Source organism: Winkia sp. UMB3158 (assembly GCF_030217145.1).
Classification (GTDB): domain Bacteria; phylum Actinomycetota; class Actinomycetes; order Actinomycetales; family Actinomycetaceae; genus Winkia; species Winkia anitrata.
This window is the reverse complement of record NZ_JASONH010000002.1, coordinates 1-22,456: the sequence shown is the minus strand read 5'-3', so window position 1 is coordinate 22,456 and position 22,456 is coordinate 1. Positions and strand designations below refer to the sequence as shown.

At 56.5% G+C, this 22,456-nt stretch carries 19 protein-coding genes and 2 tRNA genes; 11 read left to right on the top strand and 10 right to left on the bottom strand.

The annotated features are described in order from the left end of the window. Positions 1–31 precede the first annotated feature (31 nt). Together QP400_RS02000 and QP400_RS01995 are read right to left on the bottom strand one after the other, a co-directional pair. Complete coding sequence (locus QP400_RS02000) at positions 32–1,648, bottom strand: amino acid ABC transporter ATP-binding/permease protein (RefSeq protein ID WP_285445036.1); 1,617 nt, start codon at positions 1,646–1,648, stop codon at positions 32–34. Beyond that, the gene (locus QP400_RS01995) at positions 1,645–3,210 is read right to left on the bottom strand and encodes an ATP-binding cassette domain-containing protein (protein WP_285445035.1); all 1,566 of its coding nucleotides are present in this window, start codon (positions 3,208–3,210) and stop codon (positions 1,645–1,647) included. The genes QP400_RS02000 and QP400_RS01995 overlap by 4 nt, the downstream gene beginning before the upstream one ends. A gap of 120 nt (positions 3,211–3,330) precedes the next feature. Between QP400_RS01995 and QP400_RS01990 the strand changes: the two genes are divergently transcribed. Together QP400_RS01990 and QP400_RS01985 are read left to right on the top strand one after the other, a co-directional pair. Beyond that, positions 3,331–4,608 (top strand): aminotransferase-like domain-containing protein, encoded by a 1,278-nt coding sequence (locus QP400_RS01990; protein ID WP_101485856.1) that lies wholly within the window; start codon positions 3,331–3,333, stop codon positions 4,606–4,608. A gap of 2 nt (positions 4,609–4,610) precedes the next feature. After that, complete coding sequence (locus QP400_RS01985; protein WP_048706441.1) at positions 4,611–5,621, top strand: D-alanine--D-alanine ligase family protein; 1,011 nt, start codon at positions 4,611–4,613, stop codon at positions 5,619–5,621. 102 nt (positions 5,622–5,723) lie between these two features. On the opposite strand, the gene QP400_RS01980 is transcribed toward QP400_RS01985, so the two are convergent. The 8 genes from QP400_RS01980 to rpmH form a co-directional block, all read right to left on the bottom strand. Then, positions 5,724–6,809, bottom strand: coding sequence for a ParB/RepB/Spo0J family partition protein (locus QP400_RS01980; RefSeq protein WP_048706438.1), 1,086 nt, complete (start codon positions 6,807–6,809; stop codon positions 5,724–5,726). Further along, positions 6,806–7,711, bottom strand: coding sequence for a ParA family protein (locus QP400_RS01975; protein WP_048706434.1), 906 nt, complete (start codon positions 7,709–7,711; stop codon positions 6,806–6,808). The genes QP400_RS01980 and QP400_RS01975 overlap by 4 nt, the downstream gene beginning before the upstream one ends. A 154-nt stretch (positions 7,712–7,865) precedes the next feature. Next, positions 7,866–8,540 carry a 16S rRNA (guanine(527)-N(7))-methyltransferase RsmG gene (gene rsmG / locus QP400_RS01970; protein WP_048706430.1) on the bottom strand — a complete coding sequence of 225 codons (675 nt, stop codon included), beginning with the start codon at positions 8,538–8,540 and terminating at the stop codon, positions 7,866–7,868. After that, the gene (locus QP400_RS01965) at positions 8,537–9,118 is read right to left on the bottom strand and encodes a Jag family protein (protein ID WP_285445131.1); all 582 of its coding nucleotides are present in this window, start codon (positions 9,116–9,118) and stop codon (positions 8,537–8,539) included. The genes rsmG and QP400_RS01965 overlap by 4 nt, the downstream gene beginning before the upstream one ends. Positions 9,119–9,129: 11 nt before the next feature. After that, on the bottom strand, positions 9,130–10,536 hold the full coding sequence (gene yidC, locus QP400_RS01960; protein WP_285445130.1) for a membrane protein insertase YidC: 1,407 nt from the start codon (positions 10,534–10,536) through the stop codon (positions 9,130–9,132). Positions 10,537–10,544: 8 nt separating this feature from the next. Then, positions 10,545–10,928 carry a membrane protein insertion efficiency factor YidD gene (gene yidD / locus QP400_RS01955; RefSeq protein ID WP_285445129.1) on the bottom strand — a complete coding sequence of 128 codons (384 nt, stop codon included), beginning with the start codon at positions 10,926–10,928 and terminating at the stop codon, positions 10,545–10,547. Continuing rightward, positions 10,925–11,269 (bottom strand): ribonuclease P protein component, encoded by a 345-nt coding sequence (gene rnpA / locus QP400_RS01950; RefSeq protein ID WP_285445134.1) that lies wholly within the window; start codon positions 11,267–11,269, stop codon positions 10,925–10,927. The genes yidD and rnpA overlap by 4 nt, the downstream gene beginning before the upstream one ends. Before the next feature lies 1 nt (position 11,270). Beyond that, positions 11,271–11,411, bottom strand: coding sequence for a 50S ribosomal protein L34 (gene rpmH / locus QP400_RS01945; RefSeq protein WP_004807827.1), 141 nt, complete (start codon positions 11,409–11,411; stop codon positions 11,271–11,273). 387 nt (positions 11,412–11,798) lie between these two features. On the opposite strand from rpmH, the gene dnaA reads away from it, so the two are divergent. The 9 genes from dnaA to QP400_RS01900 all read left to right on the top strand — a co-directional run bounded on the left by dnaA (position 11,799) and on the right by QP400_RS01900 (position 22,354). After that, positions 11,799–13,247: a chromosomal replication initiator protein DnaA gene (dnaA, locus tag QP400_RS01940; protein ID WP_285462534.1), complete on the top strand. Its 1,449-nt coding sequence runs from the start codon at positions 11,799–11,801 to the stop codon at positions 13,245–13,247. A 572-nt stretch (positions 13,248–13,819) separates the two neighbouring features. Beyond that, positions 13,820–14,950, top strand: a complete 1,131-nt coding sequence (gene dnaN / locus QP400_RS01935; protein ID WP_285462474.1) for a DNA polymerase III subunit beta — start codon at positions 13,820–13,822, stop codon at positions 14,948–14,950. An 8-nt stretch (positions 14,951–14,958) separates the two neighbouring features. Continuing rightward, positions 14,959–16,119 carry a DNA replication/repair protein RecF gene (gene recF / locus QP400_RS01930; protein ID WP_285462472.1) on the top strand — a complete coding sequence of 387 codons (1,161 nt, stop codon included), beginning with the start codon at positions 14,959–14,961 and terminating at the stop codon, positions 16,117–16,119. Continuing rightward, the gene (locus tag QP400_RS01925; RefSeq protein ID WP_160309210.1) at positions 16,100–16,687 is read left to right on the top strand and encodes a DciA family protein; all 588 of its coding nucleotides are present in this window, start codon (positions 16,100–16,102) and stop codon (positions 16,685–16,687) included. The genes recF and QP400_RS01925 overlap by 20 nt, the downstream gene beginning before the upstream one ends. A 195-nt stretch (positions 16,688–16,882) precedes the next feature. After that, a complete protein-coding gene (gene gyrB, locus QP400_RS01920; RefSeq protein ID WP_004807817.1) occupies positions 16,883–18,910 on the top strand; it encodes a DNA topoisomerase (ATP-hydrolyzing) subunit B in 2,028 nt (675 codons plus the stop codon). 75 nt (positions 18,911–18,985) lie between these two features. After that, complete coding sequence (gene gyrA / locus QP400_RS01915) at positions 18,986–21,622, top strand: DNA gyrase subunit A (protein ID WP_486389517.1); 2,637 nt, start codon at positions 18,986–18,988, stop codon at positions 21,620–21,622. Further along, complete coding sequence (locus QP400_RS01910) at positions 21,619–22,014, top strand: DUF3566 domain-containing protein (RefSeq protein WP_285445127.1); 396 nt, start codon at positions 21,619–21,621, stop codon at positions 22,012–22,014. The genes gyrA and QP400_RS01910 overlap by 4 nt, the downstream gene beginning before the upstream one ends. A gap of 165 nt (positions 22,015–22,179) precedes the next feature. After that, positions 22,180–22,253 (top strand) — tRNA-Ile (locus tag QP400_RS01905). Positions 22,254–22,281: 28 nt separating this feature from the next. Continuing rightward, positions 22,282–22,354, top strand: a tRNA-Ala gene (locus QP400_RS01900). The last annotated feature ends 102 nt before the right edge of the window (positions 22,355–22,456 follow it).

Below are 22,456 nucleotides of genomic sequence, written 5' to 3'. Positions count from 1 at the left end.
GTAGGGGCAGGCCGTGTGCCTGCCCCTTTCTTTATGCCTTGAGTGCTCCTTCTTCGAGTTCTACGTGACGCACCGTAGTATCCACGCGATGCGTTATTTCTAGCACCGTCTTTTGCTGCAATGCGTCGCGCAGATTCGCTCTGACTGTCTGCAGGGTGGCTTCGTCCAGGTGTGAAGTGACTTCGTCCAGCACGTAGGCGTCCGCGTTCATTAGGAGCCCTCGTGCCAGTAGCAGTCTCTGCTTCTGCCCCCCAGACAACTGGTTTGGGCGAAGGTGGGCCTGCAGTCCCCCGAGGGCGGCTACGTCTTCTTCCAGCGCAACTACCTTCAATACTTTTTCGAGTGCGTCTCCTGGCACCTCCTTGCCAAGTTTCAGGTTATCGGCGACCGTGCCATCAATCAGGCTGCCGTCCTGACTGATTACGCAAATCCGTTGGCGCACCGCCTGCGGCGATATCCGGTTTAGGTAAACCCCGTCAACTATGATTCCGCCCTTATCCGGATCCCAGGCGCGGGCCAGCAATGCGCCGATAGTGGATTTCCCCGACCCCGAAGGACCGGACAGGCAGGTGTACTGCCCAGGGTGCAGCGTCAGCGTCAATCCTTCCAGGCCGCGTTCGGTCTTCGGATACTTGAAGTAGACCTGATCGAACACGATCTGCGGCGCTACCCCGACCTGCCAGTCGTCTCCGTCGAGCTGCTCGCCAGCATTGTCGATCATCGCAAAGAGTCTGCGTGCGGATTCCTTCGCAGCGACTCGGCCTTCCCCAGCTTCGCGCAACGCGGTAGCGCTAGCTAGCGAACCAACCACAACTCCCAGGGCTGCCAAAGTTTGCGGCAGGCTTTGCTGCATTGAAGCAACCATGCCGGCCACGGTAATTAGAAGAAACGCATCCCAGCACAGCCCTACCGCCCCGCGCACACCTTTCCACCGCTCAGCCTTCTCGAGTGCTCGGCCTATCTGCTCCCCATAGTTGGCGACTCTAGTTAACGCCTCATCCTGCTTCTGATTCGACAGCAGTTCTGCCAGTGCGATGCGACTGCGGGTTAGCTCCCTAGACAGCTTACTTCGCACCTCAAGTTCACCCTGTTTAGCCCTAGCTATCTGGCCCTCGGTTAGGGCCGTAAGCGCAAAGGCGCTAGCCCATAGACCGACACACAAAATCAGTCCGGCAGTAAACCCCGTCAACTGCGTTACCGCTGCTCCCGCAAGCACCGGCACCACTACCGCCGCTATCCGAGGCACGATCGTGTGAGCATAGAAAGCCTCGACCCGATCGATGTCTCGCACAGCCGCGGGCAGCACGTCTGCAACGTCCATTTCGCTAATGCTCGCCGGCGCCCTCTTCACCAGAGCCGTATACAGCCGCACCCGCAGTCCGGCCAGCATGGTGAAGGCAACCAGGTGCCCCGAGTAATGCTCTAGGTAGGAGCACCCCGCCCTCACAAGGCCGGCAATAACCAGAGCGACTCCCAGCTGTAGGCGTGGGGCTTTCCCGGCAACGGCACAGCCGACTAGCGCGAAGCCGAGGGCGAAGATCGCCATCCGCGCGCACGCACCGACGATTCTTGCTAGCGCCGACACAATCAGGGGGCGGCGAGTTCCTTTCGCCTCTCGAAGCAGTCGTCTTGTTACGGATCGTTTCATCGTGCCTCAACCCTTACTACTCGCTGCGCTGCCGCAATCGCTTCGGCGCGATGTGCTATGTGTAAGATCGTTCTTTTCCCTGTCTGCTCTGTCAGCATCTTCAAGATGAGTTTCTGGCTCTGCTCGTCGATTGAGGCGGTGGGCTCATCCAGAAGTAACAGCTCCTTGTCGCTCGCCAACGCGATCGCGATGGCGATTCTGGCCCGCTGCCCGCCAGAGAGGTTCTTTCCGCCTTCTACAAGAGGTAAATCTAAACCTCCATTTGCACGGAGCCAGCTTCCAATTTGTGCGTCTTCAAGCGCCTGCCAAATTGCGGTGTCCGTTCTACTGCCGAAGCACTGCCTTACTGTGTCGCCCAGCAAGTAGGGATTTTGGGGCACATACGCCACTACGGAAGCGGCTGGATACAGAGCTTCTAAGTCAACTCCGTCAACTGCCACCTGTCCGGAAGACACCGGAACGAAACCTTCCAACACTCCAGCTACAGTGCTTTTCCCTACCCCGGTTGCCCCAACTAGAGCAACATGCTCCCCTTTTCGAATGCTCAAGGAGAAATTCTGTAAAACCGGCTTGTCCTGCTCACATCCCGCCGTGACGTCAATTAAGTCAACTAGATTCAGAGAGTCGGGCTGCCCATACGCGGCCGGTTTTAGCCTCTTCAGCGAATGCTCAAATCCGCTCAGCGCCCTCTGGGCACCCCGCCCTCCCATTGCCGAAACAAAGTAGAGTCCTGCGCGGTCTACTGGACGCAACGCGATTACCAAACTGGCGCACGCTGCCACGGCCATCCCGGAGTAGGGTGCTTCTACGCTCAAGACAAGAGCAGAAGCGGTGAAGGCAACCGCAAAGGCGGCCATATGGATCACGAACAACACCGACTGGTTCACTGCTAAGAGGGACATGGTTCGCCGTCTTTGCACTTCTGCTGATTCCTCAACACGCTCAGTCAGGAAGTCCTGCCCATTCAAATAGGAAGCCGCTCCAAGAGCTCGCAGCGACTGCAGGTATGATTCGCTGAGACGGGCTTCGGCGCGTCTATTCGCCACCGAGGACTTGCGAATCTTCTTCAGAAAAAAGCGAACCAGAACGTAAGCCAGCCCCGAGGTGGCGCTCAGCGTCAGAGCTGACTTCCACATCCCCCATAGCGCCCAAACGACGCTTACACAGAACGGGGAGTAGAGCATGGCCAACAGTTCCGGCAAGACTTTAGTTTTGGCGCCGGCTACCCGCTCTACGATTCCGGTAGCAATGGCAGTAATCCGCCCTGCCGAGGGCGCTCCTACCGGACCGACTGCATATACCTTATTTAATATGCGCGATCGCAAGTCGCCCTCGAGCCGCCCGGCTGCTTTGCCTCCCCCAAGTCGAGACGCCAAGGAGCAAAGTGCGGCTACGGCTACAAGCACTAGCGGTAGCAGCAAAGTCCGCCTTGGTGCAGCCTGCCCTGACAGGACAGCCTGCAGGTAAGGAGCAGCTCCCAGGACAGCGTCCGTGAGCAGCAACGGCACTAACACTGCCGCTAGCACATTAGGTAGCAGAGGTGGTTTCGACAAAGTTCGCACAACACAAGCCTAGTCGACCCAACCCTACATAAACATTCGGTAATGTTGATCCTCTGTATGGCAAACTTTTAGAAAATAGTGGCACTATAGATTGCATAGTTGCCAATAGAGGAGGCACATGTGACCGCTAAGAAGGCGCACGGTTCTAAAGCGTCTAACCTGGACCAATGGGACGATATCTATTCCGAAAAGGCTCGCAATCTTCGCCAAAGCGAGATTAGGGCACTATTTTCGGTTGTGTCACGTCCCGAGGTAGTTTCCCTTGCCGGCGGAATGCCCAATATCAAGGATCTTCCGCTCGACCGACTGGCTGAATCGGCCAAGCAACTAATTGCTAGGCACGGCGCCCAGGCTATGCAGTATGGCGGCGGTCAAGGGTACCCGGAACTGCGCGAACAAATAAGCCAGGTTATGACTTACGACGGTTACGCCCCGAACCCCGACAACATCGTTATTACTACGGGCTCTCAACAGGCCCTGGACTACGTCACTCAGATCTTTATTGATCCAGGCGACGTAATTGTGGCCGAGTCTCCCTCTTACGTTGGTGCGCTAGGTGTATTCGAGGCCTACAGAGCCGACGTGCGACACGTCCCACTCGATGACGACGGTGTTATCCCCGAGGCGCTGGACGAAATCCTTACGCAGCTAGAAAAGGCCGGCACACCTGCGAAGATGTTTTATACGGTCCCGAATTATCACAACCCGGCCGGGGTGACCCTCTCAGCTGAGCGACGCCCTCGGGTAGCAGAGATTTGCCGCAAGCATCACGTGCTCATCTTGGAAGATAATCCATATGGTCTGCTCGGGTTCCATTCTGACCCGATCCCTTCGCTACATTCCTACGATCCCGATTCGGTGGTCTATCTAGGTTCCTTCTCGAAGATGTTTGCCCCCGGCTTCCGAATTGGCTGGGCCACTGCTCCTCCGGCTATCCGACAGAAGCTGGTTCTTGCCTCTGAATCGGCAGTGCTCTCGCCTTCGATGGTTGGGCAGATGGCAATCAGCGGCTACCTGCGCGATTACGACTGGTATTCCCAGGTCAAGGTCTTCCGAGCCATGTACGAGGAACGTTGCAACGCAATGCTTTCGGCGCTCGAAGAATTCCTGCCTTACTGCACATGGACAAAGCCGCAGGGCGGTTTCTACACCTGGCTAACTGTGCCCGAGGGCATCGATACCAAGGACATGCTGCCTCGCGCCGTGACTGAACTGGTCGCTTACACTCCCGGCACCGCGTTCTTTGCCAACGGCTCTGGGCGCCGCAATATTCGACTTTCGTACTGCTACCCCGAGCCCGAACAAATTCGCGAGGGCGTACGGAGGCTTTCCGTTGTAATGGATCACGAACTGGAGCTACTGAAGTTGTTCGGTGGCCCAAAGGCTAAGGAGGACTAACAATGGTTAATGAAGAACAGGCTCCTACGCCTCAGGAGCTCCCTAAGTCCGTCGCCGTGGTTGCCGGCGGAATCACTCAAGAGCGGGAAGTTTCCCTTGCGTCGGGCACCCGCGTAACCAATCGGCTAGTTCGAGCCGGCTATGACGCCCACCTGGTGGAATTTGGTCCCCACCTTTTAGAGAACCTAAATAAGTTGCAGCCCGATGTAGTATTTCCGCTGGTACACGGCTCTTTCGGCGAGGACGGAACACTGCAGGCGCTGCTGAAGCTAGCTGGTTTCCCCTTTGTTGGATCCGGCCCACAGGCCTGCAAGCTCTCTTCGGCTAAACCGGTAGCCAAATCCGTCGTGGCCAAGAACGGCCTTACTACTCCCCCGGCTGTGTCGCTGCCGCAGGAAGTTTTTAGGCAGCTCGACTCCGATCAGATCCTGGATCTGCTAGAAAACAAGCTCGGTCTGCCCATGATGGTAAAGCCCGCTTCCGGCGGATCCGCCCTCGGGGTAACCTACGTGAACGATCGGGCGGATCTAGCGCGCGCTATGATTTCAGCTTTCTCCTACGACGAAGAGGTGCTGGTAGAGCAATACGTTTCAGGTCGGGAGCTGGCAGTCTCGATAATCGATTCCGAGGACGGCCCGGTGGCTCTTCCAGTTGTCGAGATCATGCCAGAAGAGGGGCGGTACGATTACGATGCTCGATACGAGGTCGGCCGCTCCGCCTTCACTGTTCCCGCAGAGCTGGACCAGGAAGCGCTGGAAGCTGTCCGCGATCTAGCACTTGGCTGCCATCGCGTATTGGAACTGTCCCACCTGAGCCGCATCGACGTCATCCTGAACGAACAAGGCACCCCCTGGTTTATCGATGCTAACGTTGCACCCGGCATGACGGACACTTCCCTCTTCCCCCAGGCAGCAGAAGCAGCAGAGGGATCCAGTTTCCAGCAGATTCTGCAGGACCTAGTTAATAGGGCCTACCAGCAGGGCTCTCGCGAAGTTACCGACGTAGCAGATTAGAACTGCATAGTTAACCAAGAGTGGCGGCTACCAATCAGGTAGCCGCCACTTTGTTTCACGTGAAACAATTGCTGCGGAAGAGCAACCGCATATCTAGCGCGATTACTTCAGCAATCCAGCAATGCGCTGGAAGTCCTCCGCATCGGCATATTCGATGACGATCTTTCCCTTTTTCTTACCCGGCTTGACGATAACCCGGGTATCCAGCTTGTTGCCAAGGTTATCTTGGAAGGACTGTTCCGCCGCACTGATAGCAGTCGTGCTCCTGGCAACCTTCCTGCTTGGGGTCGTTGGCTCCGAGCTGAGGAATAGCGCGATCTGTTCCTCTGTCGATCGCACCGACCAACCTTCGGCCACAATACGTGTCGCGAAGCGCTCCATGTCCTCCGGTTCGGAAAGACTCAGAAGGGCACGAGCGTGCCCGGCGGACAGTACGCCGGCTGCAACGCGTCGTTGTACGGGAGCCGGAAGCTTCAGCAATCGAACAGTGTTTGCAATCTGCGGACGGGAGCGCTTGATCCTCACCGCCAGCTCGGACTGCGTGCACTTGAAATCGTCCATTAGCTGCTGGTAGGCCGCAGCCTCTTCCAGCGGATTCAAATTAGACCTGTGTAAGTTTTCCAGCAACGCATCGCGCAGCAGGTCTTGCTCTTCGGTCTTGCGCACAATGGCCGGAATAGTTACTTTCCCCGCCTGTTTCGAGGCCCGCCACCGGCGCTCGCCCATGATCAGCTCGTAGTGTTCCCCCTTGGGGCCAAGCTGGTGCAACGGTCGCACCACGATCGGTTGCAGTACTCCTACCTCGCCGATGGACGCCGCTAACTCTTCAAGCTCCTGCTGATCGAAGTTCTGCCTGGGCTGCTTCGTATTCGGAATAATGTCGGCAATAGCTACCTCGCCAAAGGAAGCACCCGGTACCTTCACCAGATTTGTTTCACGTGAAACATTCTTCTGCGGCTCAGTTACCTTGGTTTCTACCTTGCGCGCAGCATGGGCCTTTTTCCCGCTTTTCTTTTCCCGCTTGCGAGGTGTCAGCAGATCCGAGGCCGACCCACCGCTTGGGTGACTTCCGGAATCTGGGAAGAAAATATCAACAGGCTTCCCCTTTTTGGTAGCAGGTTCGCGCTGCTCCGACGGGATTAGGGCACCCAACCCTCGGCCGAGCCCGCCTGCACGACGTGCGTTCACTCGAAGCTCCTCTTGTTAAGTTCGTAAGCGGCTTCCTTGTAGGCCAACGCCCCCATGCCCTTACGGTCGTAGCTAATAACTGTCTGCGAATAGCTGGGCGCCTCCGAAACCGTAACGTTCCTTGGGATTGAAGTCTGCAGCACCTGATCAGCAAAGTGCTCGCGCACTTCCCTTTCCACGTCCTTACCCAGACGAGTGCGGCGATCCAGCATCGTCATCAAGATGGTCGAAATGTGAAGCTTCTCGTTAAACGCTTCACTAATACCGTTGATAGAACGCTGTAGCTGGGATAGGCCTTCGAGGGCGTAGTACTCCGCCTGCATAGGGATCAATACTTCCTCTGCCGCTACGCAGGCATTCAAGGTAAGTAGTCCGAGCGAGGGCGGGCAGTCAATAAATACGTAGTGTGGATGGTACTTTTCGACGTACACCTCCAGCGCATCCCGTAGCAGGAATTCTCTGCGCTCGGCATCGGGCAGTTCCATTTCCGCACCGGCAAGATCGATCGTTGCCGGAACCACCTTCAGCGATGGGAATTCGGGGTTCGTAACTACTGCCTCTTCAATGCTGGTTTCACCTAGCAGTACCGTGTAAGTGTCGGCGGTACCAATGCCGTGGGGTGCACCCAGGGCCGTGGAGGCATTCCCCTGGGGGTCAGAGTCGATAACCAGCACCTCTAGACCATTGTCGGCTAACGCGGCTGCTAGGTTCACGACGGAGGTGGTTTTACCTACGCCGCCCTTCTGGTTAGCAACTGCGATGATGCGCGTACCCTGAGGCTTTTTAAACTTCAACTTCTTTAGCTGGCGAGCCTTTTCGTTCCTGGCTGTCAGCTTGTCTGCAAAAGACTTGGTGCGTGGGCTCACGTGCAATCCTCCATTAATCTTGTACCTATCTATCATAGATGCCAGCTCTGGCTAATGACGCATCGTTTTACGGTTGCAAGCTATAGAAACATCACACAGCATTTCCTCCACCCCGCCACATCAGGGCATAAAGAAAGGGAGTGTTTCACGTGAAACACTCCCCGTCCTCGACCCAAAGCAGGGTCACAAGCTAAATCCGCAAAGCCTCGACAACCCGCGTGATCTCTTCTGGATCGTCAGGCGCTGCAGGCGAAGGCATCTCGTGTACCTTGACCTTGATCAGCTTCGCCTTGCGAAGCACATGCCTGGCTTCTTCGACCTCTTCCTTTGCCTTGCGCCCCTTCAGGGCAAGCAGCTTGCCCTCCACGTAAAGCAAAGGAGAAACCATCGGGGCAAGCTTCTTCATGTTCGCCACTGCCCTGGCGGTAACGAAGTGGAATTTCTTGGCACTCTTGCGCTGCATGGCTTCTTGGGCCCGCCCGTGAATCAGCGTGACGTTATCCAAACCCATTTCGTTGATTACATCGTCAAGCCATTCAATGCGGCGCTCCATCGGCTCGATCAACGTAACGTCGATGTCCGGGCGCATAGCCGCCAAGACGATACCCGGAAAACCAGCTCCCGAACCGATGTCAGCCAACCTCAGGGGCGACTCAGTGTCCAAATCCTCGGGGGGCAGGAACTCCGCTACCTGCGCAGAATTGACGATGTGCCTAGTCCACAACCGGGGCAACTCGCGCGGCCCAATTAGTCCGCGCAGTTCGCCCTCGTCGCGCAGCATGAAGGAAAAGTGCTCCAGCGGGCCGAAGGAATACCCCAGGTAATCCTTTACAGCCTGCGAGGGAACTTCCAGTTCGCCGCTCATTCGTCACCTTCGGGGGCAAGCACAACCACGTAGCGCTTCGGCTCGCTACCCTCGGATTCCGAGGTTAGTCCGGCCTCGGCAACCACGTCGTGGCAAACCTTCCGCTCGAACGGGTTCATGGGCTTTAGCTCTACGTCATCGCCGCTTTCGCGTACCTCGGCAATGGCTTTCTCGGTAATCTTCCGCAGCGCGGCCTTGCGGTCTGCGCGGTAGCCGGCCACATCCAGCATCAGCCTGGACCGCTGCCCCGTACGCGCCTGTACGGCGAGTCTGGTCAGTTCCTGCAACGATTCCAGCACGTGCCCATCCTTGCCGGCAAGGCGCTTCAGGTCGCGCAGGTCCTCGCCCTCGGCAATAATTTCGACGCTGGCGCGGTCATTCTCCACGTCAATGTCGATGTCGCCACCGAGGTCGGCAATGTCGAGCAGTTCTTCTAGATAGTCGGCGGCAATGTCGCCTTCTTCCTCGAGCTGTTCCAGCCGCTCGTCTGCGCCAGGAGTTGTCTCTTCGTCCTCGCCAATTACTTCGATGGCGTTGTCATCGGTCACCAGACCGTTGTCAGTTAGGCTCTTCGGCATTTTTTTGGCCCTTACTTCCGTTTCTGGTTCTTCTTCTTACGTTTTGCCCTTGCAGCGCGCTGCCTTTCGACACGGCGCTTTTGGATTTCCTCGTCGCTTAGTTTACCTTTACCCGGCTCAGTAGTGTTCTTTGCCGCGTTGCGACGACGCTTTGCTTCAGCTGCGCGCTCGGCCTTCGACATGTTCCGAGAGGGCTGGTAGCGCTGCTGGCCGCGCTGGGTACCGGAAACACGCTGCGCCTGTTGGGCCAGCTGGTTCTGTTCCTCGGCCTTCTTCATGACCTTTTCCATGAAGGTTTCTTTGGTGCGCGGCTTGGGCTTTTCGTTTTCAAGCTGCAGCTTCACGCGGCGCTGGCGCAGTTCTTCCTGCATCTGCGCCCGAGCTTCCACACCCTTGCGAAGCGCATCCGCGTTGGGGTGGCCTTCGAGGGCGGTAGCGGCGTCCTCGTCGCCCTTTGCGGCGGCCTTCGAAATCTTCGTGGCGGCGGACTTTACTTCGTCGTCGGTAACACCGAGGCCCGCAAGGTGGTTCTGGTATTGACCTTCGCGCTCGCTGCGGTAGGTGGCGTATTTGCCCTTGTTCTTCTCGATCAGGCGGTCGTGTGCCGGCGAACCGGGCGTAGGCATGCGCCAGAGGACGAAGGCCTGCTGGAAGGTAGTAAACAGGTTGGTGGTCCCCCAGTAAATCAGCACGCCGATGGGTAGTGCCCAGCCCGAGAAGGCCATGATCAGCGGCATCGTGTACATCATGGACTTGTTCATGCGTGCCATCGGGTTGTCCCCGGACAGTGCGGAGGCCGGCATGTTCTTCATGGTCAGCTGGCGCATGGTCAGGAACTGGGTGACCATCATGAAGATGATCAGCGCGAGGGCGACAATCTTGGTGCCCCAGTCGTTGGAGTTGACCATGGACGTGGACAGCGGTGCCCCAATGAAGGTGGAGTGCTGAATCTGGTTTGCTAGCGTGGCGTCAATCGGCCCGATGGCGGGCTTTGCGTAGGTGCCGTTAGCTACTGCACCCAGTGCCCACAGCAGGCGGAACAGTGCCGCGAAGATGGGTAGCTGCACCAGCATCGGCCAGCAGGAGGCCATGGGCGATACGCCGTATTTCTTGTACAGCGCCATGGTTTCCTGGCTCATCTGCTGCTGCGAGACCTGGTCCTTGCGGCCTTTGTACTTTTCGCGGATCTTCATCATCTCGGGCTGTACCACCTGCATGGAGCGCGAGGACTTGATCTGTTTTAGGTACAGCGGCCAGATGGCGCCTCGGATGATGATGGTCAGGCCAACGATTGCCAAAACCCATGCGGGGCCCGCACCGTTACTAAAGCCTAAGAAGGTCAAACCTTCGTGAACCCCATACATGATCCAGGCGATTAACCACTTGATGGGGAAGAGAATTGTGTCGTACCAACCCATTAGGTGTCCTAACTGTGTTGCGGGCTAGCGCCGGCTTCTGCCTTCCGTTTTGCCAGCGCTGTTTCCACGATGTGCATTGCTTTACCGCTTCGGCCGGCGTCAAGTGCCTGCCAGTAGGCGGTTAGTTCTTGTTCTGTGAGCCGTTCAGATGGGCCCGGTTTCCACTGTCCTTTTAGAGGAACGTAGTCGAGTCCACCTTTGCTCCAGGGGTTGCAGCGCGCTAGGCGCCACGCAGCTAGTATGCTGCCTTTTATTGCCCCGTGTATGTTTATCGCGCTAAGAGCGTAGGTCGAACATGTGGGGTAATACTTACAGCGCGGTCCTGATAGGGGCGAGATCCATCGTTGGTATCCCCTGATCAGGCCTTTTAGTACAGCTTTGGCGGGATTCATTTAGCCTCCGCCTTTTTGGCGGCTTTCCCGAGGGCGGTATCTAGCGCCTGCCCTAGCTGTTGAAAGTTGGCTTCGCGCACGCCAGGCAGTACCCGGATTGCTATTTTTCTTCCCTGAATTCGCTCTAGCCGAGTTGCCATTAGGTGCCGCAGCCTACGGCGTACGAGGTTGCGGTCTACGGCGTGTGGGAGCACTTTTTTGGGCACAATGAAGCCGACCAGAGTGCCACTGTCACTCTGGTCGCTCATGTGTACCACCAAGTATTTGGATCCCCCGCGCACCCCTTTTATTGCGGTGGTGAAATCCGCGGGATTTACCATCCGGTGCTCCCGGGGAAGCACCTTAGGCACTCAGGGACTTGCGGCCCTTGGAGCGACGCCTTGCGATGATTGCGCGGCCGGAACGGGTACGCATGCGAGCGCGGAAGCCGTGCTTGTTAGAGCGGCGACGGTTGCTGGGCTGGTAAGTGCGCTTTGTACTCATAACTTCTCCTGTTGTTTAGGGGGATTCCCCTCAAGTCTCGTGGTGGCCCTAAAGAGGGCACAAACAAACATCAAGGGTACGTACCCCGCGAACCTATTTCAACAAGCCATGGCCAGGTGTGACGCATTTAGCGAACTTTGCTTGCTGGAGCCCATTTTTACACAGGCTGTGAGTAGTTGTGAACAACAACGATGTAGTTATCCACAATGTTTTCCCCAGGTGTGGATAACAAGTGGGGGTGTTTGCACAGATCACTTCGAAATCACACGTTTGTAATTAGCGGAGTATTACATCGACGTAGTTTATCCCCAGCTGTGGAAAAACCTGTGGAATATGATTTATTAAGGGTAATCTCGTATCTACGTGTCTCAACTGAACGGAGAAGTAATGGACCAAGATGCCCTCGTTACGGCGTGGAAGCAGATCGTGGAGTCTTTTGCCAATGATCCCACGCTCGGCAAAGCACAAGTCGGCTTCTTGGATATGACCGAACCATTAGGCATTTTGTCCGATACAGTTCTACTTTCCGTACCTAACGAGTACACCAAAGGGGTCATCGAGGGCGGGCTCGCGGGCACCGTCGAAGAGGCTCTTTCGCATGCTTTTGGGCGCCCTCTTTCCATCGCTATTTCAGTTAAACCTATAGAGACAACTATCGGTTCGAAGCCGGTGGAAAACCCACAGCCCCCTACCCCTGCTGTGGAAAAGTCTGATTCCGCGCAGGATAGTGGGCAAAAACCGGCCCCGGATCCCTCGGAGCCGCCAAAATTGGGCCTTGTCCCCAATCCCAACGCCGACTTCGACACCCACCTAAACGCCAAGTACACCTTCGAGACCTTCGTTATTGGTTCGTCGAACCGGTTTGCGCACGCCGCTGCGAATGCCGCCGCAGAAACTCCCGCTCGCGCCTACAACCCGCTGTTTATTTATGGCGGCTCCGGCCTGGGCAAAACCCACTTGTTGCACGCGATCGGGCACTACGCACTGAACCTTTATCCGGCTATCAAGGTCCTTTACGTCAACTCGGAAGAGTTCACCAACGACTTTATTAACTCTATTTCCGCTGGTAGAGCCGAAGATTTCCAGCGGCGTTACCGCGATATCGACATCCTTCTGATTGACGACATCCAGTTCTTGCAGGGTAAAGAGCAGACAGTGGAAGAGTTTTTCCACACTTTTAATACGCTCTACAACGCGGACAAGCAGGTAGTGATTACTTCGGATGTGGCCCCCAAGGAGCTGGGCGGCTTCGAAGAGCGCATGCGTTCTCGTTTCGAGATGGGCTTGATGACGGACGTGCAGCCGCCGGATCTGGAAACCCGTATCGCTATTTTGCGAAAGAAAGCGCAGGCGGAAGGCCTAGAGGTTGATGACGACACTCTCTCTTACATTGCCTCTAGGTTCGCCACGAATATTCGCGAACTCGAGGGCGCGCTGTTGCGTGTCACCGCTTTTGCCTCACTGTCGGACACGAAGGTTTCGCGCTCGCTGGCCGAGATGGTGTTGAAGGATATTGTCTCTGATCCCGAGGATCCTGAGGTCACGCCGGCGCTGATAAAGGTGCAGACCGCAGAGTATTTCGGAGTCACTTTGGATCAGCTGTGCTCGGCCGATCGTTCGCGCGCGCTGTCGGAGGCTCGCCAGATCGCCATGTACCTGTGCCGCGAGCTGACTACTTTATCTTTGCCAAAGATTGGCCAGGAATTTGGCGGACGCGACCACACCACGGTGATGCACGCCCAGCGCAAGATAACCGAGCAGATGGCGAAGAAACCGCAGACTTTTAACCATGTTACGGAGCTAACTAACCGCATCAAGCAGAAGGCGCGCGGGTAACCGGCAGGTTAATTGGGTGCGGAACCGAATTTTAACGCACTATTCCGGGATTTTATCCCCATCTGTGGATAAGTCTGTGGATGACTGTGGAATTACAAGTCTTATCTGTTCACAAGTTTGCTCATTCTGGGGACGAAGCAGAGGGCGAATTACAAGAATTCCACAACACTCCCAGTTTTCTCACAGCCTTCTCCACTTTTTTGTCCCAAGTGTTTTCCCTGCGTTAGCAACGAAAGAGTAGTTTTTCCACGAAATCCACAGTACCTATGACGACTATGAAACTAAGTTAATGGGATTTTTCTGTGGATCGATACCAAAGGGCTGACGCGGACGATCACGGTGGCCCGGCAAGTAGAAAAATCTTCCGAATGATTCACGTTTTGGGGCGATTTTTGGTCCGCTCGGACAGTTAACCCGAAGTTTCCTTGCAATAGTCGCTACCGCTCACTGGCGGCTACGCAGATGTTTTGTCAGACTCGCTTGCACTGCACTAAAGTGTGAGTAGCTTGCGTCAAGTAGACGCGCGGGCAAATTACAATTTGCTCGAAGTTTTCTAGAGAAGGGAAAGCGGCGTGAAGTTCCGTGTAGACTGCGATGTACTGGCCGATGCCGTAACTTGGACGGCCCGAACTTTGCCGCAGCGACCCGCGGTTCCTGTATTGGCTGGCGTTCGCCTCACTACCGAGGGTTCGATTGTTGTTCTTTCTTCCTTCGACTACGAAACTTCTGCTCGCTCTACTATCGAAGCGCAAGTTGACGAGGACGGAGAGGTACTCGTTTCCGGCAGGCTCCTTGCTGACATCTGCAAGGCTTTGCCCGCTAAGCCTGTGGACGTAGTTCTGGATGGGCCGAAGGTTCGCATCCAGTGTGGTTCTTCAAAGTTTTCGCTGCTCACCATGCCTTTGGATGATTATCCAGCACTGCCTGCGGTCCCCCCGGTTGTCGGTACTATCGATTCGGCAGATTTTTCGCAGGCTGTTTCTCAGGTGGCAGTTGCCGCATCGCGCGACGACACTTTGCCGTTGCTAACCACTATCAACTGCGAAATTAATGGCGACACTTTGACCATGCTTGCCACTGACCGTTACCGGTTGGCCCAGCGCGACATCAAGTGGAATCCTTCCGAAGGTTCGCTGCAGGTAGGCGCTCTGGTGCGGTCGAAGATGCTGACCGATATGACCAAGTCGCTCTCGGGTGGCGGTGAAGTAAAGATCTCGCTATCTACCGAATCCGGTTCTGCTGCAATTTTGGCTATGGAGCAGGGTGGCCGGCGCATGACCAGTCAGCTCACTGATGGCGACTACCCGCAAGTGCGCCGCCTCTTTCCCGAAAATACTTCTATTCATGCTGTAGTCGACCGGGTTGAATTGCAATCCGCCCTCAAGCGTGTGTCGCTTGTGGCTGAACGCAATACTGCGGTGCGACTAACTTTGGAACCTGGCCAACTCACTCTAGAGGCAGGTCAGGGCGAAGATGCACAGGCTCGTGAAGATGTGCCGCTTCACCTAGATGGCGAACCGATCGTTACGGCTTTCAACCCCCACTACCTGTTGGATGGGCTAAACGCCATTGACGATCCGTACGTGAAGATGTCCTTCAATCACCCGTCCAAGCCTGCTGTACTAACGGGACAGGAAGAGCCGGGCGCCGGTGAAGATACTTCCTATCGCTACCTGCTGATGCCTATTCGCTACGGCATATAAGGACCAGGGTGCACCTAACCGACCTTGCGTTAGACGATTTTCGATCCTACCGGCATGTTGTTACACGCCTTTCCGGTGGGATCAACGTCTTTTTGGGCAAGAATGGGCAGGGCAAAACTAACTTGGTCGAGGCCGTAGCCTACCTTTCTACGTTTTCGTCCCACCGGGTGGCAGCCGATACGGCGCTGGTTCGCATTGCCAGCGCGGGTGAGCCGACGCCCTCGGCAGGGGTGATCCGGGCCCGCGCTGTGGAAGATGGCCACGAGAAGCTCCTGGAAGTGGAAATTGTGCGCGGTAAGGCCAATAGGGCTCGGCTGAATAGGGGTTCTATCAGGCCTAAAGAGCTGTTGGGTATTGTGCGCACGGTGGTATTTGCCCCCGAGGATCTGCAGATTGTTCGCGGTGACCCTGCAGGTAGACGCCGGTTTGTGGATGACTTGGTGGTGCAACTACAGCCCATGATGGCGCCCGTGTACACGGAGCATGACAAGATTTTGCGGCAGCGTTCTGCCCTGTTGCGAACCGCTGGGAAGAACCCAGCTTCGCTTTCGACTTTAGATGTGTGGGACGCTCATTTGGCGCAGGTAGCGGCCAAGATTATTGCCGCTCGGGCCCGAGTGGTGCAGTCTTTGGCACCGTTATTGGTGGGCGCCCACGCGGCCATTGCCGAGGACGCGCGCGATCTGAACATTTCCTACCAAAGTTCGTTGGCGGGCAAGATCGCTTTTGCCGAGGCGGACTTGTTGGATCCAGAAATAATGGAAGAAAAGATGGGTCAGGCGCTAGCACTGTTGCGGCCACGCGAATTGGAGCGAGGCGTCAACCTGGTGGGGGCGCACCGCGACGACATTTTCTTGGCGCTTGAGCAGATGCCGATCAAGGGGTACGCCTCGCACGGGGAAACATGGTCTACCGCACTAGCACTGCGGCTGGCGGCGTTTGCGCTGCTCAAGGACGATGGAACTGAGCCAATACTCATATTGGACGATGTTTTTGCGGAACTCGATGCGCACAGGCGGGCCTCTTTGGCAAAGGTCATGCAAGCTTCTGAACAGGTGATTGTGACAGCAGCTGTGGGCGAGGACTTGCCCGAGATTGCAGAAGCGACATATTTTGATGTCACTTTTGATTCGGATGAGGGAACCCAGATTGAGCGACGCGATGGATGAAAAGCTGCGGTATGCTCGCGCTGCATTGCGGAAGGCGCAGCAGGATGCGTGGGAGAAGGGGCAGGCGCGGCTAAGCGCGAAGCAACTGGCGCATGTGCGTTCCCCGAAAGAACGCAGTGAGGACGAACCCGCCCTCGAAGTGCCCAGTTCTGAACAGGTGTGGCAGGCTCCCCCGGGCATTGCGCGTGGGGGTACCGGGCCGAGGCCGTCGCGGCGCGATCCGAAGAAAGTTTCTGTTGTTGCGTCGTTTCTTACCCGCAAGAACGGGTGGAACAAGCAGCTACGCTCGGCTTCCATTGAGGCTAAGTGGCCCGAGATTTTGGGGCCAAAACTGCTTGAGCATGCTCAGATTGAAACGATTCAGGCCCCGAAACTGGTGATTCGGGCTTCTTCTACCCCCTGGGCTAATGCGCTGCGAATGCAGATCCCTACCCTGCTTAACCGTATTGACCAGAAAATCGGTGCCGGCTTTATCACCGAGGTTACGATTTTGGCGCCCGCAGCACCGAAGTGGACGCACGGCCGGTTGCGAGTGAAAGGAAGGGGCCCGCGCGACACTTACGGGTAGTATTTTTTGCCGACCTACTTAGCGGGAAACCAAGCAAAGTCACGCTTGCTTTCAAATATGGGCCCTAGAAGCGTTTGAGGGGCCACTTCTGTACCCCTGGCCCTATCAAGTTCGGCAACCGCGCAAAAGCGCGATAGAATAGTTTAAGGATTTGACGCACTTCCTAGCTGTTTTAAAGAAAAAGAGGGGTTGTAGGTGAGCGAACCACAACACAACCAGGGCGAATATGGCGCCTCGGATATTACTGTTCTTGAAGGACTCGAAGCGGTCCGAAAGCGTCCGGGCATGTACATCGGTTCAACCGGCGAACGCGGGTTGCATCACCTGGTATACGAAGTGGTGGACAACGCTGTAGACGAAGCTTTGGCTGGCTACTGCGACCACATTGAAGTAACCATCCAGAAGGATGGGGGCATTCGGGTTGATGACAATGGCCGTGGTATTCCGGTCGATATGCACCCAACCGAGAAGCGGCCCACGGTTGAAGTAGTAATGACTATCTTGCACGCTGGCGGCAAGTTCGGTGGCGGCGGGTACGCTGTTTCTGGCGGTCTGCACGGCGTGGGTATTTCGGTAGTTAACGCGCTGTCTAAGCGCGTGGACACGGAAGTACGTAGGCAGGGTTTTGTGTGGCGGCAGAAGTTCGCTAACGGCGGGCACCCGGTAGGTAGCTTGGAGAAGGGCGAACCTACTGATCAGACGGGTACTTCGCAAACTTTCTACCCCGATCCGGATATTTTCGAGACGGTGCGTTTTGATTTCGAAACTTTGCGCATGCGTTTCCAGCAGATGGCGTTCTTGAACAAGGGGCTGCGTATTACCCTTACTGATTTGCGCGAGGGCGTAACGGTCGAGGGCGACGAGATTGCGGGCCAGGACGCTGACGGCGACGGTGTTGACGATGCTGAACAGCCGAAGGTCAAGCGCGTCAGCTACTGCTACCAGAATGGGTTGCGAGACTACGTGGAGTTCTTGAACACGCGTAAGAAGACTGACGTGATCAATTCGCAGATTATCGATTTCGAGGCCGAAGACGCGCAGGCGGGCATGAGTGTCGAGATTGCGCTGCAGTGGACTACGGCCTACAACGTGTCGATCCATACTTTTGCGAACACGATCAATACGACCGAGGGTGGCACTCACGAAGAGGGCTTCCGTACTTCGCTTACTACGATCCTGAATAAGTATGCCCGCGACAAGGGGCTGCTGAAGGAAAAGGATTCGAATCTTACTGGCGATGACGTGCGGGAAGGCCTCACTGCGGTCATCTCTATCAAGCTTACTGAGCCGCAGTTCGAGGGGCAGACCAAGACCAAGTTGGGTAATACGGCTGCGCGCACGTTCGTGTACTCGAACATGTACCAGCGTCTTGGCGATTGGCTCGATGAGCATCCGTCGGAGGCAAAGGCGATTGTGCATAAGGCCCAGTCGGCGGCTAACGCGCGGGTGGCGGCCCGCAAGGCCCGTGAGGCAACTCGTCGCAAGGGTGTGCTTGAGGGCGCCTCGATGCCGGGCAAGTTGCGCGATTGTTCCTCTAGGGACGCCTCGATTTCAGAGATTTTCATAGTCGAGGGCGACTCGGCAGGCGGCAGTGCGGTGATGGGGCGTAACCCGGAAACGCAGGCAATTTTGCCGTTGCGCGGCAAGATTTTGAATGTGGAAAAGGCGCGTGTGGATCGAGCCATGTCTTCCGAGACGATCCAAAGCTTGATCACTGCCTTGGGCACTGGGGTTAGCGAAGATTTTGACATCGAGAAGTTGCGCTACCACACGATCGTGCTGATGGCAGATGCGGATGTTGACGGCCAGCACATTACTACCCTGCTGCTCACGTTCCTGTACCGCTACATGCGTCCTCTGATCGAGCAGGGGCACGTGTACTTGGCTACCCCGCCGCTGTATCGCATCAAGTGGTCGAATGCTGCACACGATTTTGTGTATTCGGACAAGGAACGCGACGAAAAGGTTAGGGCTGGCCTGGCTGGTGGCCACCGTCTTCCCAAGGAGGGCGGCATTCAGCGCTACAAGGGTCTAGGCGAGATGAGTGACCAAGAACTATGGGAAACCACCATGGACCCGGCAGGGCGAATCCTGAAGAAAGTCGAGATGCAGGAGGCCGCTCGTGCCGACGAGGTCTTCTCAATGCTCATGGGCGAGGACGTAGAGTCCCGTCGTGCTTTCATTCAGCGCAACGCTTCTGACGTACGCTTCCTGGATATCTAAAGGGGAAAATAAGTGTCTGACGAAAAGAACGATCCAAAACGCTATGCCCCGGAGGATGCCACTGATGCTTTCGGCATGTCTACGGGTGACGATGTTGCTTCAGCGGAGTTGATCCAGACCGAGGCCGGCGGCCGACTGATGCAGGTCGACCTCGAAAACGAAATGCAGAAGTCCTATTTGGACTATGCAATGTCGGTCATTGTTGGGCGTGCGTTGCCTGACGTGCGCGATGGTTTTAAGCCGGTGCACCGTCGCATTTTGTACACGATGTATGACGGCGGCTACCGGCCTAATGCTGGTTTTTCGAAGTGTATGCGCGTCGTTGGCGACGTCATGGGTAACTTCCACCCGCACGGTGACGCTGCAGTGTATGACGCCTTGGCCCGCCTGGTGCAGCCGTGGTCGATGCGCTACCCGCTGGTAGCCGGGCAGGGTAACTTCGGCTCCCCCGGCAACTTGGGGCCGGCGGCACCGCGTTACACAGAGTGCAAGATGGCTCCGATGGCCATGGAGATGGTGCGCGACATTGACGAGGACACCGTCGACTTCATGGACAACTACGATGGTCGCTCCCGCGAGCCCGTCGTGTTGCCGTCGCGCTTCCCCGCCCTGTTGGCTAACGGTTCTGAAGGCATTGCGGTGGGCATGGCCACCCGCATTCCGCCGCACAATCTGCGTGAACTAAATGATGGTATTCAGTGGTACTTGCAGAACCCGGAGGTTTCTCGCGAGGAATTGCTGGAAGGCCTGATGGCGCGCATCAAGGGTCCGGACTTCCCCACCGGGGCAACGATTCTGGGCCGCTCGGGAATCGAGAAGGCGTACCGTACTGGGCGCGGTTCCATCGTGCAGCGCGCGGTGGTCAATGTCGAGGAAATCCATGGTCGGCAGTGCCTGGTGGTTACCGAACTGCCCTACCAGGTAAACCCGGACAACTTGGCAGAAAAGATCGCCCAGCTGGTAAAGGATGGGCAGATCAACGGCATTGCTGACATTCGCGACGAGACTTCCGGTAGGTCGGGCCAGCGCCTGGTCATCATTTTGAAGCGGGACGCCGTTGCGAAGGTTGTGCTGAACAACCTGTACAAGCGCACTCAGCTGCAGGATTCTTTTCCGGCTAACATGCTGGCTCTGGTAGATGGCGTGCCCCGCACGCTGTCTTTGGACGGCTTCATCAAGCACTGGGTGGATCATCAGATCGAAGTAATTCGCAGGCGCACCCAGTTCCGGTTGAACAAGGCTTTGGAACGCCTGCACATCTTGGAGGGCTACCTGAAGGCCCTCGACATGTTGGACGAAGTGATTGCGTTGATCCGCCGCTCGCCCACTGTCGATGAGGCTCGCGAAGGTTTGATGGACCTGCTAGATGTCGATCAGATTCAGGCCGATGCGATCTTGGCCTTGCAGCTGCGGCGACTGGCCGCCCTCGAAAGGCAGAAGATCATCGACGAGCACAGCGAACTGAAGGCTCGCTGTGATGACTACCGCGACATTTTGGCTTCGGATGCACGCCAGCGTTCCATTGTCGGCGAGGAATTGGGCCAGATTGTCGAAAAGTATGGCGACGAGCGTCGTACCCAGATCTTGCCCTTCAATGGCGAGATGAGCATGGAAGACCTGATTCCTGAAGAGGACGTGGTGGTCACCATTACTCGTTCGGGTTACGCCAAGCGTACGCGCATGGACCAGTACCGGTCTCAGCGGCGCGGCGGCAAGGGCGTGCGCGGGGCTCACCTGCGTTCGGATGACGTGGTGGAACACTTCTTCACCACAACCACGCACGATTGGCTGCTCTTCTTCACCAACTTTGGACGCGTCTACCGCGTGAAGGGGTACGAATTGCCCGAGGGCGGTCGCGACGCCAAGGGGCAGCACGTTGCTAACCTGTTGGCCTTCCAGCCGGACGAACATATTTCGCAGGTACTGCAGATCAAGGATTATGAGCAGGCGGACTACCTGGTGCTTGCCACTAAGCGTGGCCTCGTGAAGAAGACGCGGCTGAGCGAATACGATTCGAATCGTTCTGGCGGCATCATTGCGATCAATCTTCGCGAGGACGCCGAGGGCGTGTCTGATCAACTAGTGTCGGCAGTGCTGGCAAACGCGCAAGACGACCTGATTATGGTGTCGCGAAAGGGCCAGTCGCTGCGCTTTACCGCGTCGGATGAGGCGCTGCGTCCTACTGGGCGTGCCACTTCGGGAGTAACCGGCATGCGCTTCCGCGACGACGATGAGCTGCTGGCTATGCGCCGCGTGGAAGATGACGCGGACTTGTTCGTCCTCACCGAGGGCGGCTACGGCAAGCGCACCTCGCTAAGCGAATATCGCGTACAGGGCCGTGGCGGCCTTGGTATTAAGGTGGCAAACCTTGTTGAAGCACGCGGTGACCTGGTGGGCGCCCTAGTTGTTGGCGAAGGCGACGAAGTGATGGTCATGATGCACGGCGGCAAGGTGGTTCGCTCTAGAGTTGACGAGGTTTCGCGCACTGGCCGTAACACGCAGGGCGTGATCTTCTCTAGGCCTGACAAGCGCGATTACGTGATCGGTATGACGCTCAACTCCGAAACTATCGAGGAAGAGCACGAGGCCGAAGCCGAAGCAACTGATAACAAAACAGAAACTGATTCGGCACAAACCGGCCCTGCCCGGGGCGAAGCAGGCGAAAACCTGGCAGAATCGGAAAACGAATCCGAAGGTGAGGAGAACAAATGAGCACCGACGTGGAACAGCCAGCTTCCGACGGGCCCCGTCAGGTAGACCTGGTCGTATCGCGCATTGATCCGTGGACCATTATGAAACTGACATTTTTGCTGTCGGTGGCATTTGGTGTGGCCATGATTTTGGCCGCCCTAGTTGTTTGGCTATTGCTGAATGGGTTGCAGGTGTTTAGCTCAGTGCGCAATTTTGTCGAGTCGATAGATTCCGAGAATACTTTGGGATCTTTGATTGAAATGATGAAGTTGCCGCGCGTTTTGGGCCTCACTACTGTGTTTGCAGTTTGTAACGCGGTATTGCTAACCGCGTTGGCTACCATTTCTGCGTTCCTTTACAATATTGCGGCTACTTTGGTCGGTGGCGTGAAGCTGACGTTGATGGACGAATAAGCTGCTAAAAAGCAAGGGACCCGCTCAGGTAACTGTGCGGGTCTTTTGCGTGGTGGGCGTCACGAAGTAGGCGGCGCTGTGTGATACCCACAACTGAATGCGAAATCAGTTTGTCTTTGGTGCCTTTAGTGGTTTATAGTCTAACGGTGTCGCAGTTGCGACGGCGGGCTTATAGCTCAGTTGGTTAGAGCGCTTCCCTGATAAGGAAGAGGTCGCTGGTTCGAGTCCAGCTAAGCCCACAGGCCGCGTGAGCGGCTTTTCTTGTAAGGGGCTATGGCGCAGCTGGTAGCGCATCTGCTTTGCAAGCAGAGGGTCGCGGGTTCGAGTCCCGCTAGCTCCACAGAAATGTTGGTCGCTACTGTTGTGGGTTAAGGGTCAAAATGTGTGTCTGGCTCGGCGTGTCGCGGGGGTTAGATTTGGCCTTTTTGAATGCCGATTGAGT

Bases quoted from the DNA above. Each gene is read 5' to 3' on its own strand.
- QP400_RS02000 (WP_285445036.1), bottom strand. From the start codon at position 1,648: ATGAAACGATCCGTAACAAGACGACTGCTTCGAGAGGCGAAAGGAACT.
- QP400_RS01985 (WP_048706441.1), top strand. From the start codon at position 4,611: ATGGTTAATGAAGAACAGGCTCCTACGCCTCAGGAGCTCCCTAAGTCC.
- QP400_RS01975 (WP_048706434.1), bottom strand. From the start codon at position 7,711: ATGATAGATAGGTACAAGATTAATGGAGGATTGCACGTGAGCCCACGC.
- rsmG (WP_048706430.1), bottom strand. From the start codon at position 8,540: ATGAGCGGCGAACTGGAAGTTCCCTCGCAGGCTGTAAAGGATTACCTG.
- QP400_RS01965 (WP_285445131.1), bottom strand. From the start codon at position 9,118: ATGCCGAAGAGCCTAACTGACAACGGTCTGGTGACCGATGACAACGCC.
- yidC (WP_285445130.1), bottom strand. From the start codon at position 10,536: ATGGGTTGGTACGACACAATTCTCTTCCCCATCAAGTGGTTAATCGCC.
- yidD (WP_285445129.1), bottom strand. From the start codon at position 10,928: ATGAATCCCGCCAAAGCTGTACTAAAAGGCCTGATCAGGGGATACCAA.
- rpmH (WP_004807827.1), bottom strand. From the start codon at position 11,411: ATGAGTACAAAGCGCACTTACCAGCCCAGCAACCGTCGCCGCTCTAAC.
- dnaA (WP_285462534.1), top strand. From the start codon at position 11,799: ATGGACCAAGATGCCCTCGTTACGGCGTGGAAGCAGATCGTGGAGTCT.
- gyrA (WP_486389517.1), top strand. From the start codon at position 18,986: ATGTCTACGGGTGACGATGTTGCTTCAGCGGAGTTGATCCAGACCGAG.
- QP400_RS01910 (WP_285445127.1), top strand. From the start codon at position 21,619: ATGAGCACCGACGTGGAACAGCCAGCTTCCGACGGGCCCCGTCAGGTA.